The organism is Daejeonella lutea (assembly GCF_900168015.1).
GTDB classification, from domain to species: Bacteria; Bacteroidota; Bacteroidia; order Sphingobacteriales; family Sphingobacteriaceae; genus Daejeonella; species Daejeonella lutea.
In genome coordinates, this window is the sequence record NZ_FUYR01000002.1 from 549,229 (window position 1) to 565,049 (window position 15,821).

Sequence of the window (15,821 nt, forward strand, 5' to 3'; positions counted from 1 at the left end):
TTAGTTTTTATTTAAAATCATGTTGTCGATGATGCGAATCTTACCAACCCGGGCTGCAACCAGAGCAATAACCTTTTCTGTCGCTTTAGAAGTTGTTGGTTCAAATGTATCAGCATTATAAATTTCAAAATACTCAGTTTTAATTCCCGGGGCGTTTGAGAGATAGTCCATTGCGTTCCGGTTGAGTTCTGAAATGCTCATAGTATCAAAGTCAGCCTTCGCCTTGCTTAATGACTTGAATAAAGCAAGGGCATGCTGCCGGTCCTCTTGAGACAGATAAACATTCCTAGAGCTCATTGCCAGACCGTCCTTCTCCCGAACAATAGGACACATTATTAATTTAACCTTTAGGCCGAGCTTTTTTACCATAAATGAGATCACCACAAATTGCTGAAAATCCTTTTGCCCGAAAAACGCATAGTCGGGACTTATTATATCAAATAGCTTTTTTACAATCTGCGTGACACCATGATAGTGTCCAGGCCGGATCTCGCCTTCAAGAATATTGTCGAGGTTTTCAAGCTCTATATTCCATTTGTCTGCGCTATTGTACATTTCACCCACCTCAGGAAGGAAGAGAACGTCACAGTGTGCTTCCCTAAGCTTATGAATATCGTCCTCGATAGGCCTTGGATAGTTCGCCAAGTCATTTTTATCGTTAAACTGAGTCGGATTAACAAAAATGCTGCACACAACAAGATCAGTTTTATTCCTTGCCGCCTCTATCAATGATAAATGCCCCTGGTGCAAGGCGCCCATCGTTGGTACAAAACCAACTGAATGACCCTCAGGCTTCACTTGTTCCAAATAATTGCGAACCTCAGCCCGAGTCCTGAAAATTTCCAAAATATATATCTCTTAATTGAGTCCAAAAATGGTTAAATACTTAAATACCACCAAAACAACTTGCGTAAATCGTTGATAATTCATAACATTTTGCTTACCTTTGCTGTTCGAAAACTTTTCTTAACCCTTAATTTAATCAAATTGGAGATGGCAAAAACGAAGATTCTTTTTATTACGCATGAGATGTCGCCTTTCCTTGAACTAACCAAAATTTCTGAGATCACACGCCAACTTCCACAGGCTATGCAGGACAAGGGATTTGAGATCCGTATCCTAATGCCCCGGTTTGGTAATATCAATGAGCGACGTAACAGGCTGCATGAAGTAATTCGTCTGTCAGGGATGAATATTATTATTAATGATAACGACAACCCATTGATAATTAAGGTTGCATCTATTCCTTCAGCCCGCATGCAGGTGTATTTCCTTGATAATGAAGAATACTTCCAGAGGAAGCATGTTTTTGCTGACGGTAGCAACAAATTTTACGAGGATAACGATGAGCGCACCATATTTTTTTGCAAAGGGGCGTTAGAAACAGTTAAGAAATTGGGATGGTCCCCTGATGTTGTTCACTGCCATGGTTGGATGAGCTCTTTAGTTCCTGCTTACTTGAAAACTATTTATAAAGACGATCCTACATTTAAGAATTCAAAGGTAGTGTACTCTGTATATGATGACGGATTTACAAGTAACCTGAATCCGGCTTTTGCAACTAAAGCAATCATGAGCGGAATGGATGCTGAAAACACCGAGATTTATACTGCTGCTACTAATACAGCATTAAACCTGGGTGCTATTTCTTATTCAGATGCAGTGGTTTATGCGAGTGAAACCATTAATGATGAAGTGTTAAAGTTTGTTAAAAAAGGCAATAAACCGACTCTGGAGTTCAATCTGACATCAGATTTCGAAAATTATTACAACCTTTACGAAGAAATAGCTAACGAAGAGCTTGTCTCATTAGCTTAAGGGTGTATCGCCATTGAACGTTGGACAGTCGCGTGAAGCGTGATTGTTATTTTTCGTTCCTAAGGCTTTTAAAACAAATTATCACAGATGAAATTATACAAACTGGACTTATTAACGCTGTTGATAAGTCTTTTTATTTTAAGTGCCTGTCAAAACACGGATTCGATAGGTCTTGATGTTGATCCGTCGACCGGAATTAGTGGGACATTCATCGACACCGTTACTGTAAGGTCATCAACAGTACGTGAAGATTCGATTCTTACGAATACGCTGACTCAATACCCGCTCGGCTATTTTAATGATCCCATTTTTGGAAAAACAGCAGCTAACATTGCCCTGTCATTGACAATGGTTAATAGCAACACAACATTTGGAACGGCACCAGTGTTAGATTCGGCAGTTCTTGTGTTGCATTACGGTGATGAATTTTATGGTGATAGTACATCCAAATTCCAAATAGAAGTACGCCAACTTGCTGATCAGTTAAACAAAAGTAAAGCTTACTATAACAACTCTATATTTAACGTAAACTCTGCTGTTATTGGCAGTAAGCTGGTAACAATACGTCGAAGAGATAGTGTTAAGGTCAATGAGATCATCACAGGCAAACCAGACGTAATTAAAACTAAAGCACCTCAAATCAGGATTCCGTTAAGTCCATCTTTTATTAATAGCAATTTCATAAATGCTGCACCTGCGAATTTCAGCACTCAGGCTTTATTCATGAAATTTATAAAAGGTCTTCATTTGAAGGTTAATGAGGCCCAGAGTTCGGGCCCAGGGGGAATAGCATTCTTAAATCTTACGGATTCTAGCAGACTAGACGTTTATTACAAAAATACAAACGGAACAGCTATTGACACTACGCTATTATCATTCCCGATTTTGAATGGCAGCGAGCCAGTGGCAGCTAACTTTACACATGATTACACAGGCACTCCTGTTCAAACGCAACTAAACAATCCTACTACTCAATATGATGTTACCTATGTCCAAGGACTTGGTGGTCTGCGTACAAAAATCAGGTTTCCGAATCTTGATAAACTGAAAGCACTCGGGAATATTACTATAAATAAAGCAGAACTCGTTGTAACTGTAGTTGACGGAACTGATAATTATAAACCATCTCCGCGTTTGTTATTGTATACTACCGATATCGCTAGCCAGCGCCAGTTTATTCCTGATTTTGGAACTAACCCGTTGGTAGGACTGACAGATTTCGACTTCGGTGGCTTTTACGACACTACGAATAAACGTTACAAGTTTGTTGTCACTACTTTCCTACAGGACATCCTCAAGGGAACTTCTAAACAATACGATACGTTTATCGCTCCTGTAAGTGTCAATTACAGTCGTCAATCCGGTCCGGTTGCTTCTGGTACCACAGCTTCCAGAGCTGTTATTGGGAGTGGAAAAAGCGGGGTAACGTACAAAATGAAGCTTAATATTTTCTACAGCAAAATAAATTAGGCACTAAAAACAAAGAGCTCTTCTTTTTTGTTCGATTTTCAGTAGTTTCGGCATTTAACCCCTAAAAAAATGTGTGGAATTGTTGGATACATCGGCTTTCGTGAAGCCTGGCCTATTGTTATTAAAGGACTGCACAGACTGGAATATCGAGGATATGACAGTGCTGGAGTAGCTGTGATAGATAATGGTCTTAAAATCTATAAAAAAGCTGGTAAAGTAAGCGATCTCGAAGAATCTGTTGAGGGGAAAGACCTTAGCGGCAAAATTGGGATGGGACACACCCGATGGGCAACTCACGGTGAACCATCAGATAGAAATTCCCATCCTCATACCTCGGGTGATGAGCGCCTCGCAATAATCCATAACGGCATCATTGAAAACTATTCAACGCTGAAAGAGACATTAGTATCACGTGGGCACACTTTCCGCAGCGACACCGATACTGAAGTGCTTATTCATCTTATTGAAGATATCCAGAATCAAACGGGTCTTGATCTTAGAGAAGCCGTCCGCATTGCACTAAATGAAGTAATTGGGGCTTATGCTATCGTTATAATGGATAAGAACGACCCTGATGAACTTATCGCAGCGCGGAAAGGAAGTCCCATGGTGCTTGGTGTTGGCAAAAACGAATATTTCATTGCATCAGATGCATCCCCAATAATTGAATACACGAAAGAGGTAATATATCTTAAAGATAATGAGATCGCTTATATTCGTCGGGACGATCTTCTTATCAAAACAATTGACAATAAGGTTCGAATCCCTTATGTTCAGGAACTCGAGTTGAAGCTGGAAATGCTTGAAAAGGGAGGCTTTGATCATTTCATGCTTAAAGAGATTTATGAGCAGCCGAGATCAATCAAAGACTGTATGCGCGGCCGGATCTATCCTACAAAGGGGCTTGTGCAACTCGGGGGAATTAAAGAGTATGCCGACAAATTAAAAAACGTTGACCGCATTATTATTGTAGCGTGTGGGACGTCCTGGCATGCAGGACTAGTTGGTGAATATTTAATAGAAGAATGTGCACGGATACCTGTGGAAGTGGAATATGCTTCCGAGTTTCGTTACCGAAATCCGATAATTTCAGAAAAGGATATTGTAATTGCCGTTTCTCAATCGGGTGAAACCGCTGATACGATGGCAGCAATTGAACTAGCAAAGGAAAAAGGGGCTACTATTTTCGGTATCTGTAATGTAGTAGGTGCTTCAATTCCGAGATTGAGTCATGCTGGTGTTTATACACACGCAGGACCTGAAATTGGGGTAGCATCAACTAAAGCGTTTACAGCTCAGGTTACAGTTCTAACTTTGATGGCTTTATACATGGCTCAACAAAGGGGTACAATATCAAACAGCAAGTTAGTACATCTGTTGACAGAACTTGACAATATCCCTTCCCTAGTGGAGCAGTGCCTCAAATCGAATGATACTATCCGGGTGATGTCTGAACAATTTAAAGACGCCCGAAATTTCTTGTTCCTGGGAAGAGGAAGTGGCTTTCCTGTAGCACTGGAAGGTGCATTGAAGCTCAAAGAAATCTCCTATATTCATGCCGAAGGTTATCCAGCTGCGGAGATGAAACACGGTCCTATAGCCTTGATCGATGAAGAAATGCCGGTGGTATTCATCGCCACTAAAAATTCGTCGTATGAAAAAGTTATCAGTAATATTCAGGAGGTGAAAGCGAGAAAAGGAAAGGTGATAGCAATAGTAACTGAGGGAGATACCACAGTTAAAAACATGGCGGATTACACGATTGAGATTCCTGATGCTGACGAAATTTTCTTACCTCTGCTTGCAACTATCCCGCTTCAGCTACTTTCATATCATATTGCTGTGCTGCGTGGATGTAATGTTGATCAGCCTAGAAATCTTGCAAAGTCTGTGACGGTAGAATAAAATTGAATTGGAGGTCTGAGGTCTTAACCGAGGCTTCAGCCCTCAGTTCATTTATTCCGAGAAATCTTCTACATCAAAATGAGTTTTAGACGATGTTGCGATCAACCGGTTAATTTCAGTCATTTCCACATCGCTCAAGTATCTCCATTTTCCCAATGGCAGATCCAAACGAACGTTCATAATACGAACTCTTTTCAATTTTACTACTTTATAATCAAGGTAGTCGCACATACGACGAATCTGACGATTCAACCCTTGTGTAAGAGTAATTTTAAAACTGTTCTTGTCAAGCTGTTCCACTTTGCACTCTCTTGTCACCGTATCAAGAATTGGAACTCCACTTCGCATCGTCTTTAAAAATTGCTCTGTGATAGGCTTATTGACAATCACGACATATTCCTTCTCGTGATTATTTCGAGCCCTCAGGATTTTATTGACGATGTCCCCATCACTGGTAAGAAGAATTAAGCCTTCGCTCGGCTTATCCAGTCTACCAATAGGGAATATCCTTTTGGGATATTTAATGTAGTCGATAATATTATTCTTCTCGACTTTTGTATCTGTAGTACAAACAACTCCAATAGGCTTATTAAAAGCGATATAGACGTGTTTTTCATCCGGAGCAGTTACTAGTTTTCCATCAACTTTAACAATATCGCCAGGTACTATTTTAGTCCCCATCTCTGGAACCGAACCATTAATGGTCACTCTTTTCTGGAGGATTAAAGCGTCTGCGGCTCTTCTTGAACAGTATCCAATCTCACTTAAATATTTGTTAATCCTGGTAGATTTTATTTCCTCCATCATTTCTCGACAAGACCATACGATTTTAAATACAAAGGTATGATGATTTTATAATACCAGAGGCACTCGTCCTATTGCTGAAATCAATAATGTATATCTTTGCATAGATAAAATCTATGGTATGACCTTAGTCCAATTAGAATACATCGTAGCTGTTGATACTTACAGAAGTTTCGGGGCAGCTGCTGAAAAATGCTTTGTTACCCAGCCAACCTTGAGTATGCAGGTTCAAAAATTGGAAGAAGCTTTAGGAGTGATTCTTTTTGATCGAAGCAAACAACCTGTAATGCCAACCGAAATCGGTATCGAAATTTTAGAGCAAGCGAGGATAGTTTTAAAAGAAAGCTATAAGGTGAAGGAACTTATCAATAATCGAAAAGGAGGTGTGGAAGGGGAATTAAAAATAGGGATAATTCCAACGATGGCTCCCTACTTAATGCCAAAAGTTATATCTGCATTTATGGATAAATATCCTATGGTTCAATTGATCGTTTGGGAATATACAACCGAACAAATCATCCATGAGCTTAAGAATGGCTTGCTGGACTGCGGAATACTTTCAACTCCTATTAAAGATAAAAGTATAAATGAAAATCCCCTTTTCTACGAGTCGTTCGTTGCGTATATATCAAAATCCAGTCCTCTTATTTCGAAGAAAAACCTTGACCCGAAAGATATTGACCTGGATGATTTATGGCTGCTCAATGAAGGTCATTGCATGCGAAGCCAGATCTTGAATATTTGTAATCGGGAACGTTCTGATGAGGCAAAGCCATTTGAATATAACACAGACAGTATCGAAACATTAAAGAGAATGGTCGATATGGACAAAGGTATTACGCTACTTCCGGAGCTTTCAATGTCCGATTTTTCTGTAAAGCAGCTAGACCGGGTTCGCTATTTTAAATCCCCAGAACCAACCCGCGAAATCAGTATCGTGACTCACAGGAATTTTCTCAAGAAAAAACTAATCTCCATACTGGAACAAGAAATTCTCCATGCAATACCCAAACGAATGCAGAGTAAAAAGAAAAAGGAAATTCTGGATATCTTTTAATTAGCTTCTTCCTCTGAACTTGGACAATAGCCAAAGTACTAAAGCGACAAAGATTACTACAATGAATATTCCAACATAAACCCCGCCTTCAAAAATATCACCTGCAAGTTCACAGCTGCTTAGCAATGTGATAGCAAGTAGAGCAACTACTGAATATAATTTTCTCATGATCTGAAATTAAAAAAGTGATGTACTTCTTTAATACATCACTTTTTTAATAAAGTTTTATACTGTTGTTTTTATTTTGCTTTAGCGTACCGATCAGAAACAGCATTCCAATCTATAACATTCCAGAAAGCAGCGATATAATCTGGACGCTTATTCTGATATTTCAGGTAGTATGCATGTTCCCAAACATCCATGCCAAGTATTGGTGTTCCTTTCACTTCGGCAACGTCCATTAATGGATTATCCTGGTTCGGCGTAGAGCTAACCTGCACTTTTCCGTCACTCCCAACACTCAACCAGGCCCATCCTGAACCAAATCTAGTTGTGCCGGCTTCCGCAAATTTCTTTTTGAACTCATCGAAAGATCCAAAGGCATCATCTATGGCTTTCGCCAGCTCGCCTGTAGGAGAGCCTCCAGCATTTGGAGCCATAACAGACCAGTAAAGACTATGATTAAAGTGACCGCCTCCATTATTTCTTACTGCAGCCGGATACTTCGACACATTCTTCTGTATATCTTCGATACTTTGATTTTCACCATCCGTACCAGCCAATGCTTTGTTTAAATTGTCAACATATGCCTGGTGGTGTTTACCATGGTGGATTTCCATAGTTGCTTTATCAATATGTGGTTCTAAAGCGTCCGTCGCATACGACAACGCAGGTAGTTCAAATGCCATGTGATTTAATTTTAAGTTTAACAATATTAATTAAACAAATATAAGTCTGGAATGTTGGAAATTCTTCAATTCCATGTCACGATTTATTGCGCTTTGCAAGAAAGAACTCTTTCATCAGCTGCGCTGCCTTATCGGCCATAATGCCACTTGTTAACTCCGTTCTCGGATGAATTATGCGCTGCTTTATCCTGGTAAAACCTCGTTTTTCGTCATGGGCGGCAAAAACAATTTTACTGATCTGGGTCCAATAGGAAGCACCAGCACACATTACACACGGCTCAATGGTGACATATAAAGTGCAATCCTTTAAATATTTTCCACCGGTATAGTTAGCGGCTGCAGTAAATGCCTGCATCTCGGCATGAGCCGTAACGTCATTAAGCTGTTCAGTAAGGTTGTGCCCCCGACCAATGATTCGTCCATTATGAACAATTACGGCACCGATAGGAACTTCGTCGAACTCCAATGCTTTCTCAGCCTCCTTGAATGCCTCTCGCATAAAGAACTCATCCGGTGCTATCCCGGGCTCGTCAGTAAAACTGATGTATTTCATGTTTCAAAGCTAGGCTAGTTTTTTTTAGTAATCAAGCCATGAAATTAACACACGCGAGGAAAGAATTCGCTCCAATATTTCATTGTGCAACAAACCTAAACTACCTTGGAACTTCTGTTTGAGAACTTATAGAAATTCTATTCCATGCATTAATCGTTACAATTGCCATGATTAATTGTGCTATATAGTTTTCGTCAAAAAGCTCGATTGCTTGCTGGTATGTTTTATCAGATAAACCGTGCTTATTAATTAAGGTAACTTCTTCTGTGATTGCCAATACCACTTTTTCTTCGTCGGTGAACAGGCTTGTTTCCTTCCACGCATTCAGCAAAAAAATTCGTTGATTGCTTTCTCCATTTTTCAATGCTTCCTTAGTGTGCATATCCAAACAATAGGCACACCCGTTAATTTGCGAGGCCCGGATTTTCAAGAGATTGATATGTGATTTAGAAACTTTAGTTGTAGCTAAATAGTTGACTAAAGCGTACATCGCTTTGAAAGCTTCAGGTTCAATTTCTGCAATACTTAATCTTTTGTTCATGATATTTCGTTATTACTCGTTTATTTTTCGGGACAATAGAAATTTGCCCTGTGAATTATTAATTCAAAAATGGGGAAAGGTAAATTGAAAAAACTTAAACTGGTTTAAGAAGTGATTTTTGCTCTTAACTCACTTAGGTATTCAGGGGTCATATTCAAGTAAGAGGCGAGTAGATATTGAGGAACGCGCTGTATAAACTCTGGAAAATTATTGCTGAAATAACGATACAATTCTTCTTTTGACAAGTCATAGACATACCTTAGCCTAACCTGTGACGCCGCATGTGCAGTTTGATGCACGAGGCGAAAATATCGCTCCATTTGAGGAAAATCACTCAACAATTGTTCTTGAGCATGAAAGTTCAGAGCCCAAACCTCGGAGTTTTCTACAGCCTGAATATTAAAGTGCGATTTTTGTTGTTTTTGAAACGAAAAATAATCAGCCAGCCACCAATGCTCTAGTGCAAACTGAGTTGTTTTTTCAATGCCTTGTTCATCTATGAAAAACATACGCAAACAACCCCTGGCCACGAAAAAATTTGATCTGCACACCTCCCCCTCGGTTAAAAGGTTCTCTTTCTTTTTGAAATGGAGTATTCTAAAGTACTTAAGAACAGACGAAAAATCTCCATCATCAAGCGCAACGAATTTTTTAAGATGTTGTCTAAGGATTTCTGACATGGCAAGTTTGAAATGAAGCTAATGTAACACCTTATGTGACCAGCATCAAAACAATTTTGCCTTTCTGCGACCTTTCCTCAATAAATAGAAAAATATTTTGGTGGATGACAATATCCTATACTCAAAAACCTTAACTTGAAGTACAATAAAAAACATGCTAGCAACAGGAACACAAGCACCCGATTTCAGTTTATTTGCTACCCCAGATCAAAAAGTCAGCCTGAGCGATTTTAAAGGAAAACGGGTTATCCTTGCATTCTATCCGGCCGATTGGAGCCCGGTATGTGGGGACCAGATGGCTCTATACAATGAAATGCTTAGTCATTTTTCAAAACTTAATGCCCAATTGATTGGAATTTCGGTTGATGGAAAATGGTGTCATCTATCATTCAGTTCAGACCGGAAACTTCATTTTCCTCTGTTATCCGATTTTGAGCCAAAAGGAGAAGTCTCAAGGCTTTATGAAGTCTATGACGACAACAACGGCGAAAGTAGGAGGGGATTGTATGTAATTGATGAAGAAGGAATTATCAGATGGGCTTACTTGTCGCCAATAGGCGTTAACCCTGGAGCCGATGGTATTATGGACGCGTTGGAGGCAATGAATAATAATTAAAAAATGGCATTAAGACAAGCTGTATCCGAGAATGACCATATTCAGGGAAATTCTCAGGCCCCAATCGAATTAGTTGAATATGGCGATTACGAATGTCCTCATTGTGGACGGGCATATCCCATTTTGAAAGAGATGCAAAATCAACTCGGCTCAAACCTGAAGTTTGTCTTCCGTAATTTTCCACTTTCGAAGATCCACCCTCATGCTAAAAGTGCAGCGATTGCAGCAGAAGCAGCTTCGCATCAAAATAAGTTTTGGGAAATGCATGATATCCTTTTCGAAAACCAGAGGCGTCTGACTTCGACTGCAGTCCGGGAATATGCTCAGAAAATCCAGCTCGATATGTCTAAGTTTGAAAACGATATTTTGGATTCATCAATAGCTGAGAAAATTGATGCTGAGTTCTATAGCGGAATGCGAAGTGGAGTCAATGCAACACCAACTTTTTTCATAAATGGTGAAAAATATGACGGTACTCCGGCCGATCTGCAGGTTTTCATCGAGACAACTTTTCTTTAAATCAAGGCCGAGCCATTTGGGACTTTTCGTTCTACGGCTGCCAAAACTATATCACCATTCTCATCAGCAAAACCGGTAACTAAAAACTGTGATTTAAAATTAGCAATCTGTTTCTCCGGAAAATTAACAACACCGATAATCTGACGACCCACCAGTTCCTCTTTTGTATAATGCTTGGTAATTTGTGCACTGCTCCATTTAATACCAAGGTCTCCAAAATCAACTTTTACCTGGTATGCTGGTTTTCGTGCCTTTGCAAAATCAAGGACCTCCAAAACTGTACCTACTCGCAACGCTACCCTTTCAAAATCTGACCATTGTATTTCTTCCATCGGATAAAGGTAGGGATGAAATAGGAAATAGGGAACAGTTTGGTAAATTGCGCCCATGTATTCAGTCACGTTAAAAAAAGGAAAAGAGAAAGCTGTCCGGCAATTGCACCCCTGGGTGTTTTCTGGAGCGATAGATCGCGTTAAAGGTTCCCCCGAAAACGGTGACATCGTCATGGTAACTGACAGCAGTGACAATTTTCTGGCATACGGATTTTTTAATGATAAATCCCGTGTAGCCGTCAGGCTTCTCGAATGGAATCTGGAAACAGAGATCAATGAAGATTGGTGGAGAAAAAAGATAGCAAAAGCGGTTAAAAGCCGGGAACATCTCTATACTGAAGAGACGAATACCTATCGCTTAATCTTTAGCGAAGCTGACTTTATTCCCGGGCTAATTGTAGACCGTTATGCTGATTTTCTTTCTGTTCAGATCCTGACAAGTGGTATTGAACGGATAAAAAACATAATTATTGATGAGCTTCAAAAGCTGTTAGATCCAAAAGGGATATTTGATAGAAGTGATGCTTCAGCACGTGCACATGAAGGTTTGGAAGCCTCCTCGGGAGGAATTCTTTCCGGCCTTCAGCCACCCGAGTATGTCAGCGTTAAAGAGAATGGTATCTTCTATCACGTGAATATCGCCGAAGGGCAAAAATCAGGTTTTTATTGCGATCAAAGGGACAATCGAAAAATGGTTGCTGAGCACTCTGCAGGAAAAAAAATTCTTGACTGCTTTTCCTATTCAGGTGGATTTAGTTTAAATTCTTTCAGGGCTGGTGCATCAGAAGTTGTCAGCGTGGATAGCTCAGCTTTGGCAATTGAAACCCTAAAAAGAAATATAGAGATAAACAGCTTCAGTAAAATTCCGCACCGGCTAATTCAATCTGACGTAAATAAACAACTGCGTGCTTTTAGGGAAGATGATGAAAAGTTTGATCTGATTATTCTGGACCCGCCTAAGTATGCACCATCACGTTCTGCATTAACTAAAGCCTCCAGAGCCTACAAAGATCTGAACCGGCTTGCGATGCTGCTGCTGAATGACGGCGGCCTGCTGGCGACATTTTCTTGTTCAGGAGCAGTCGATATAACAACTTTTAAACAAATCCTCGCATGGGCAGCACTAGACGCTGGAAAGAAAGTACAGTTTATCGAACAATTTGCGCAACCCTCCGATCATCCGGTCAGATCTTCCTTCCCTGAGGGAGAATATTTAAAAGGATTATTGTGTAGGATGAGCTAGGTCTGATCAAGGAGTAAAGAGCAAGGAACAAAGACTTTCGACAAAACGAACCATATCGATGTTTCGGTGTGATTGTACCTTGTTCTATGTTCCTTATTTTTCCTCCCGGACATTTTTCAGCTTAACAGGCTTCGCAGCACCTTTCTTCATTTTAAGATTGAGCATCTCAACTAACACGGAGAAAGCCATTGCGAAGTAGATATACCCCTTCGGGATATGTTGCTCGAACCCTTCGGCAAGTAAGGAAACACCAATCAGAAGCAGAAATGATAAGGCAAGCATTTTAACAGTTGGATGCTTATTCACAAAATCACTAATCCCACCAGCTGATACCATCATAACGGCTACAGCAATAATAACGGCAGCAATCATCACACCGATATGATCGGCCATACCTACAGCTGTGATCACCGAATCTAGTGAAAATACAATATCAAGCAGGAGGATCTGGAATATAACGCCATTGAACGTGACCACCGATTTGGCTTGTACAGCATGCTCATCACCCTCCAATTTCTCATGAATCTCACGGGTACTTTTATAAATAAGAAACAACCCGCCTATAATTAGGATCAAGTCACGACCAGAAATTGCAAGCTTTTCAAACCATTCACCAGAAGTTAAGCCAATCCAATCTCCCATATTAAACAGTGGAGCAGTGAGACGCATTATCCAGGTCAGCGAAAGCAGCAGCAGTACGCGGGTAATCATTGCAAGCGCTAATCCAACCCTGCGGGCCTTCTTTTGCTTGTTTGCCGGAAGCTTGGAAGCCATGATTGAAATAAATATGATATTATCTATTCCGAGCACAATTTCGAGTACTGTCAAGGTTACAAGTGATATCCAGATTTCAGGATTCGAAAGCCATTCCATAGTTCAGAGTTTGAGCAAAAGTAAATATTTACGCTAACTATCAACAAAAAAACCTCCCGGAAGTTCCGGAAGGTTTAATATAAATTTCAAACTTAATGCTTACTGGAATTTCACAGCCCCGTAAGAAGATTTAATAATAATTCGTGAATCTGCTCCTTTACCGATACTACCTTTATAATTTTTTGTTGGGCTCCACGATTTATCTTTACCATCTCCTGTCAGTTGATTTACAAGTGTTGCTTTCTGATTGTTGTAGTTGAACCCACCATAACTCACCGTAACATCAAAGTCAATATTGGCACTCTCGTCAATACCCAGTGTAACCCCAGAGTAAGTCGAATTAATCACTAGGTTCTTGACATTCTTATTCACTTCATTAATTCTGAGGCCACCACTATAGTTTAAGTCAAATGTTCCACCGTTGGTTAAGCTGGCAATGTTAGCACCAGCATATTTGATTGTAGCATTAACCTTATCCGCATTGGCAAGCTTCAAACTGCCGTAGCTAACAATTAAGTTGCCATTTGAATAGTCACCCATATTTGCGGCACCGTAAGAAACCTTAACCTGATTGGCCGGATTGTCTAATTTACCTGAAGAAAAAGCGCCATAAGTACTGTTGATGTTTACCGGACCATCAAAATCCGGCACAATAGTGCTGCCATAGCGATTAGTTATATCAAGAGCATTTTTGGCAGGCATGTATACATCATAATTCACCTGAACTCCACGGCGTTCTTCTTTACCATTTTTAATTTTTGACCAAAAATTCATCGACGTTTTCTCAAATGTTGTTTTAAAGCTTATAACGTCATTCTGCCGGCTATCGCTAATTGTAACCGTTTCCAGCAAACTTGCTGCATCGCCATCAGTCGCTTCATATGCTTTTACCTGAACATCAACCTTAATTTCGTTTTTTGCCCAAGTATGAATAATAACCTTTCCATACTGATTATTGATAGATAGTTTGTCCTTTTTTCCCACAGAATAGGTTTTACTGATGATCTTAGATTTTTCTGCTGTTCCAACATATCCGTTCTGAGGTTCTGGATTGTCCGAATCATGTCTGTCACCGATAATTATTTCTACATCGCCTACTTCGCGCTCAATATTTTCTACTTCGCGGCCAACTTCTTCCGCTACTGTACCGATAGCTGCACCAACTTTTTCAAAATCTATCTTTCGAATTTCAAATGCAACTGTTCTGAACAGGTTCGTAATTTCATTCGAGATATTCCTGGTATCGATCTTAATGGTATTAGCCTTTTCCGACTTGACCTCGGTTTGTCCATATGCCACGTTTGCAACAAGAAAGCAAAAAGCGAGCAACGTTGCGTTCTTAGATCTGTTGTGTTTCATGTTTTTGTTCCTTTTTAACATTGTTAATTTGTTGAATAATATTGAGCTGCTGATTTAACAATTCGGTCTGGATCTGAAGATTCCTGATCATTGCCTTTACAGTTTCCTCCTGATTCGGGCTGGCTGGTAAATCACTCTTTAATTTTTGGTAGCTCGCATCCATCTTTCTTATCTCTGATGAAAATTCGCTGTAAAGCTGCGGCTCTTCTTTCTCAATTTGTTTCAGCTCGGTTTGCTTAGCCTCAATCAGGCTGGTATAGTGAACCTGCTGTTTTGCAAGCTTCGGATCGATATTGCTCAGATCTGCCGATTCTTTCTTTTGATATTGATATCCCCACAAACCAACACCCAATACAACCACGATAGTCGCTGCCATTTTCAGCAAAAAGCTCAAGCGCACTACCTTTTCCTTTTTTATACCAGTAGCTGAAGAATTGATTCGCTTTTCTTCCAATTGCTGCTCTATCTTATCCCATAAAGCCGCAGGAGGATCGAACTGGTCAAATTCCTTTTTATTATCCCTGATAAAATTTTCCAATCTGTCTTTCATCTTTAATCTCTCCCTACCTCTCGTGTGAGAGGCCCTTTTATTAAACTTTATTGTTAATTGTAACTTATTCCCCTAGTCCTCAAAATCTCAGCAAGTTTCCTCCTTGCTCTCATAAACTGCGTCCTGGAAGTATTCTCACTGATCCGCAAAATGTGTGAGATCTCTTCATGATCATATCCTTCTAACAGGTACAGCGTCAGTACTACGCGATAACCATCCGGAAGCTGTTGGATGGCTGCTCGTACCTGCCGCACCTGTAATTCCATTTCCTCATAATCAGGAATTTCTGTATCCGGAATGGCTTCTACATCGGTGTCATCAATTGAAATCAGCTCCATCCTGCGTTTGCGAAGCTGGCTAATCGATTTATTGATCACTATCTGTTTCATCCACAACCCAAAAGTTGTTTCCTGCCTAAAGTCTCCAATGCGTCCGAATGCGTCAATAAATGCTTCCTGCAAAACATCTGCCGCCTCATCCTCATTATTTAGTATGCGCATAGCAATATTAAACATGGCCCTAGAATAGAGCTTGTATAAATCATTATGTGCCTTCCTACTACCGTTCCTGCACTCGACGACAAGGTCGTAGTGCTGATCTACGTAAACAGCTTCCAAATTTTTACGCTTTTCTTATTCAATAGACGCGGGTAA

General features: G+C 40.1%; 19 protein-coding genes. 7 read left to right on the forward strand and 12 right to left on the reverse strand.

Going from position 1 to position 15,821, the window contains the following annotated elements; genetic code table 11:
* Positions 1–846, reverse strand: coding sequence for a pantoate--beta-alanine ligase (panC, locus tag B5X60_RS11495; protein ID WP_079702833.1), 846 nt, complete (start codon positions 844–846; stop codon positions 1–3).
* Between the two features lie 147 nt (positions 847–993).
* On the opposite strand from panC, the gene B5X60_RS11500 reads away from it, so the two are divergent.
* The 3 genes from B5X60_RS11500 to glmS all read left to right on the forward strand — a co-directional run bounded on the left by B5X60_RS11500 (position 994) and on the right by glmS (position 5,193).
* Positions 994–1,818 carry a glycogen/starch synthase gene (locus B5X60_RS11500; protein ID WP_079702834.1) on the forward strand — a complete coding sequence of 275 codons (825 nt, stop codon included), beginning with the start codon at positions 994–996 and terminating at the stop codon, positions 1,816–1,818.
* Between the two features lie 87 nt (positions 1,819–1,905).
* Positions 1,906–3,288 (forward strand): DUF4270 domain-containing protein, encoded by a 1,383-nt coding sequence (locus tag B5X60_RS11505; protein ID WP_079702835.1) that lies wholly within the window; start codon positions 1,906–1,908, stop codon positions 3,286–3,288.
* A gap of 69 nt (positions 3,289–3,357) precedes the next feature.
* Positions 3,358–5,193 carry a glutamine--fructose-6-phosphate transaminase (isomerizing) gene (glmS, locus tag B5X60_RS11510; RefSeq protein ID WP_079702836.1) on the forward strand — a complete coding sequence of 612 codons (1,836 nt, stop codon included), beginning with the start codon at positions 3,358–3,360 and terminating at the stop codon, positions 5,191–5,193.
* 51 nt (positions 5,194–5,244) lie between these two features.
* Here the strand turns inward: glmS and rluF are convergent, their stop codons facing one another.
* Positions 5,245–6,000: a 23S rRNA pseudouridine(2604) synthase RluF gene (rluF, locus tag B5X60_RS11515; RefSeq protein WP_221406239.1), complete on the reverse strand. Its 756-nt coding sequence runs from the start codon at positions 5,998–6,000 to the stop codon at positions 5,245–5,247.
* A gap of 118 nt (positions 6,001–6,118) precedes the next feature.
* On the opposite strand from rluF, the gene B5X60_RS11520 reads away from it, so the two are divergent.
* Complete coding sequence (locus tag B5X60_RS11520) at positions 6,119–7,054, forward strand: LysR substrate-binding domain-containing protein (protein WP_079702837.1); 936 nt, start codon at positions 6,119–6,121, stop codon at positions 7,052–7,054.
* Here B5X60_RS11520 and B5X60_RS18315 read toward each other — a convergent pair whose 3' ends face one another.
* The 5 genes from B5X60_RS18315 to B5X60_RS11540 all read right to left on the reverse strand — a co-directional run bounded on the left by B5X60_RS18315 (position 7,055) and on the right by B5X60_RS11540 (position 9,676).
* Positions 7,055–7,222, reverse strand: coding sequence for a hypothetical protein (locus tag B5X60_RS18315; RefSeq protein WP_170878440.1), 168 nt, complete (start codon positions 7,220–7,222; stop codon positions 7,055–7,057).
* A gap of 71 nt (positions 7,223–7,293) precedes the next feature.
* On the reverse strand, positions 7,294–7,902 hold the full coding sequence (locus B5X60_RS11525) for a superoxide dismutase (RefSeq protein ID WP_079702838.1): 609 nt from the start codon (positions 7,900–7,902) through the stop codon (positions 7,294–7,296).
* A gap of 76 nt (positions 7,903–7,978) precedes the next feature.
* Positions 7,979–8,455 (reverse strand): nucleoside deaminase, encoded by a 477-nt coding sequence (locus B5X60_RS11530; protein ID WP_079702839.1) that lies wholly within the window; start codon positions 8,453–8,455, stop codon positions 7,979–7,981.
* A 100-nt stretch (positions 8,456–8,555) separates the two neighbouring features.
* Positions 8,556–8,996: a carboxymuconolactone decarboxylase family protein gene (locus tag B5X60_RS11535; protein ID WP_079702840.1), complete on the reverse strand. Its 441-nt coding sequence runs from the start codon at positions 8,994–8,996 to the stop codon at positions 8,556–8,558.
* A gap of 104 nt (positions 8,997–9,100) precedes the next feature.
* Positions 9,101–9,676 carry a Crp/Fnr family transcriptional regulator gene (locus B5X60_RS11540; RefSeq protein ID WP_079702841.1) on the reverse strand — a complete coding sequence of 192 codons (576 nt, stop codon included), beginning with the start codon at positions 9,674–9,676 and terminating at the stop codon, positions 9,101–9,103.
* A gap of 154 nt (positions 9,677–9,830) precedes the next feature.
* On the opposite strand from B5X60_RS11540, the gene B5X60_RS11545 reads away from it, so the two are divergent.
* Positions 9,831–10,292: a redoxin domain-containing protein gene (locus B5X60_RS11545; protein WP_079702842.1), complete on the forward strand. Its 462-nt coding sequence runs from the start codon at positions 9,831–9,833 to the stop codon at positions 10,290–10,292.
* A gap of 3 nt (positions 10,293–10,295) precedes the next feature.
* Positions 10,296–10,811, forward strand: a complete 516-nt coding sequence (locus B5X60_RS11550; protein ID WP_079702843.1) for a DsbA family protein — start codon at positions 10,296–10,298, stop codon at positions 10,809–10,811.
* Here the strand turns inward: B5X60_RS11550 and B5X60_RS11555 are convergent.
* Positions 10,808–11,143: a tRNA-binding protein gene (locus B5X60_RS11555; protein WP_079703252.1), complete on the reverse strand. Its 336-nt coding sequence runs from the start codon at positions 11,141–11,143 to the stop codon at positions 10,808–10,810. The genes B5X60_RS11550 and B5X60_RS11555 overlap by 4 nt on opposite strands.
* Positions 11,144–11,198: 55 nt before the next feature.
* Here B5X60_RS11555 and B5X60_RS11560 point away from each other — a divergent pair, with 55 nt between their 5' ends.
* Positions 11,199–12,386, forward strand: a complete 1,188-nt coding sequence (locus tag B5X60_RS11560; RefSeq protein ID WP_079702844.1) for a class I SAM-dependent rRNA methyltransferase — start codon at positions 11,199–11,201, stop codon at positions 12,384–12,386.
* Between the two features lie 93 nt (positions 12,387–12,479).
* Here the strand turns inward: B5X60_RS11560 and B5X60_RS11565 are convergent, their stop codons facing one another.
* The 4 genes from B5X60_RS11565 to B5X60_RS11580 all read right to left on the reverse strand — a co-directional run bounded on the left by B5X60_RS11565 (position 12,480) and on the right by B5X60_RS11580 (position 15,785).
* Positions 12,480–13,259 carry a TerC family protein gene (locus B5X60_RS11565; protein WP_079702845.1) on the reverse strand — a complete coding sequence of 260 codons (780 nt, stop codon included), beginning with the start codon at positions 13,257–13,259 and terminating at the stop codon, positions 12,480–12,482.
* A 99-nt stretch (positions 13,260–13,358) separates the two neighbouring features.
* A complete protein-coding gene (locus B5X60_RS11570) occupies positions 13,359–14,618 on the reverse strand; it encodes a hypothetical protein (protein ID WP_079702846.1) in 1,260 nt (419 codons plus the stop codon).
* Positions 14,599–15,168, reverse strand: a complete 570-nt coding sequence (locus tag B5X60_RS11575; protein WP_079702847.1) for a hypothetical protein — start codon at positions 15,166–15,168, stop codon at positions 14,599–14,601. Before B5X60_RS11575 ends, B5X60_RS11570 begins: the two co-directional genes overlap by 20 nt.
* 53 nt (positions 15,169–15,221) lie before the next feature.
* The gene (locus B5X60_RS11580; protein WP_079702848.1) at positions 15,222–15,785 is read right to left on the reverse strand and encodes an RNA polymerase sigma factor; all 564 of its coding nucleotides are present in this window, start codon (positions 15,783–15,785) and stop codon (positions 15,222–15,224) included.
* Positions 15,786–15,821: the final 36 nt, after the last annotated feature.

What these genes read in the sequence shown, in the direction of transcription:
- B5X60_RS11500 (WP_079702834.1), top strand. Translation starts at nt 994, where the DNA reads ATGGCAAAAACGAAGATTCTTTTTATTACGCATGAGATGTCGCCTTTC.
- B5X60_RS11505 (WP_079702835.1), top strand. Translation starts at nt 1,906, where the DNA reads ATGAAATTATACAAACTGGACTTATTAACGCTGTTGATAAGTCTTTTT.
- glmS (WP_079702836.1), top strand. Translation starts at nt 3,358, where the DNA reads ATGTGTGGAATTGTTGGATACATCGGCTTTCGTGAAGCCTGGCCTATT.
- rluF (WP_221406239.1), bottom strand. Translation starts at nt 6,000, where the DNA reads ATGATGGAGGAAATAAAATCTACCAGGATTAACAAATATTTAAGTGAG.
- B5X60_RS11520 (WP_079702837.1), top strand. Translation starts at nt 6,119, where the DNA reads ATGACCTTAGTCCAATTAGAATACATCGTAGCTGTTGATACTTACAGA.
- B5X60_RS18315 (WP_170878440.1), bottom strand. Translation starts at nt 7,222, where the DNA reads ATGAGAAAATTATATTCAGTAGTTGCTCTACTTGCTATCACATTGCTA.
- B5X60_RS11525 (WP_079702838.1), bottom strand. Translation starts at nt 7,902, where the DNA reads ATGGCATTTGAACTACCTGCGTTGTCGTATGCGACGGACGCTTTAGAA.
- B5X60_RS11530 (WP_079702839.1), bottom strand. Translation starts at nt 8,455, where the DNA reads ATGAAATACATCAGTTTTACTGACGAGCCCGGGATAGCACCGGATGAG.
- B5X60_RS11535 (WP_079702840.1), bottom strand. Translation starts at nt 8,996, where the DNA reads ATGAACAAAAGATTAAGTATTGCAGAAATTGAACCTGAAGCTTTCAAA.
- B5X60_RS11540 (WP_079702841.1), bottom strand. Translation starts at nt 9,676, where the DNA reads ATGTCAGAAATCCTTAGACAACATCTTAAAAAATTCGTTGCGCTTGAT.
- B5X60_RS11545 (WP_079702842.1), top strand. Translation starts at nt 9,831, where the DNA reads ATGCTAGCAACAGGAACACAAGCACCCGATTTCAGTTTATTTGCTACC.
- B5X60_RS11550 (WP_079702843.1), top strand. Translation starts at nt 10,296, where the DNA reads ATGGCATTAAGACAAGCTGTATCCGAGAATGACCATATTCAGGGAAAT.
- B5X60_RS11555 (WP_079703252.1), bottom strand. Translation starts at nt 11,143, where the DNA reads ATGGAAGAAATACAATGGTCAGATTTTGAAAGGGTAGCGTTGCGAGTA.
- B5X60_RS11560 (WP_079702844.1), top strand. Translation starts at nt 11,199, where the DNA reads ATGTATTCAGTCACGTTAAAAAAAGGAAAAGAGAAAGCTGTCCGGCAA.
- B5X60_RS11565 (WP_079702845.1), bottom strand. Translation starts at nt 13,259, where the DNA reads ATGGAATGGCTTTCGAATCCTGAAATCTGGATATCACTTGTAACCTTG.
- B5X60_RS11570 (WP_079702846.1), bottom strand. Translation starts at nt 14,618, where the DNA reads ATGAAACACAACAGATCTAAGAACGCAACGTTGCTCGCTTTTTGCTTT.
- B5X60_RS11575 (WP_079702847.1), bottom strand. Translation starts at nt 15,168, where the DNA reads ATGAAAGACAGATTGGAAAATTTTATCAGGGATAATAAAAAGGAATTT.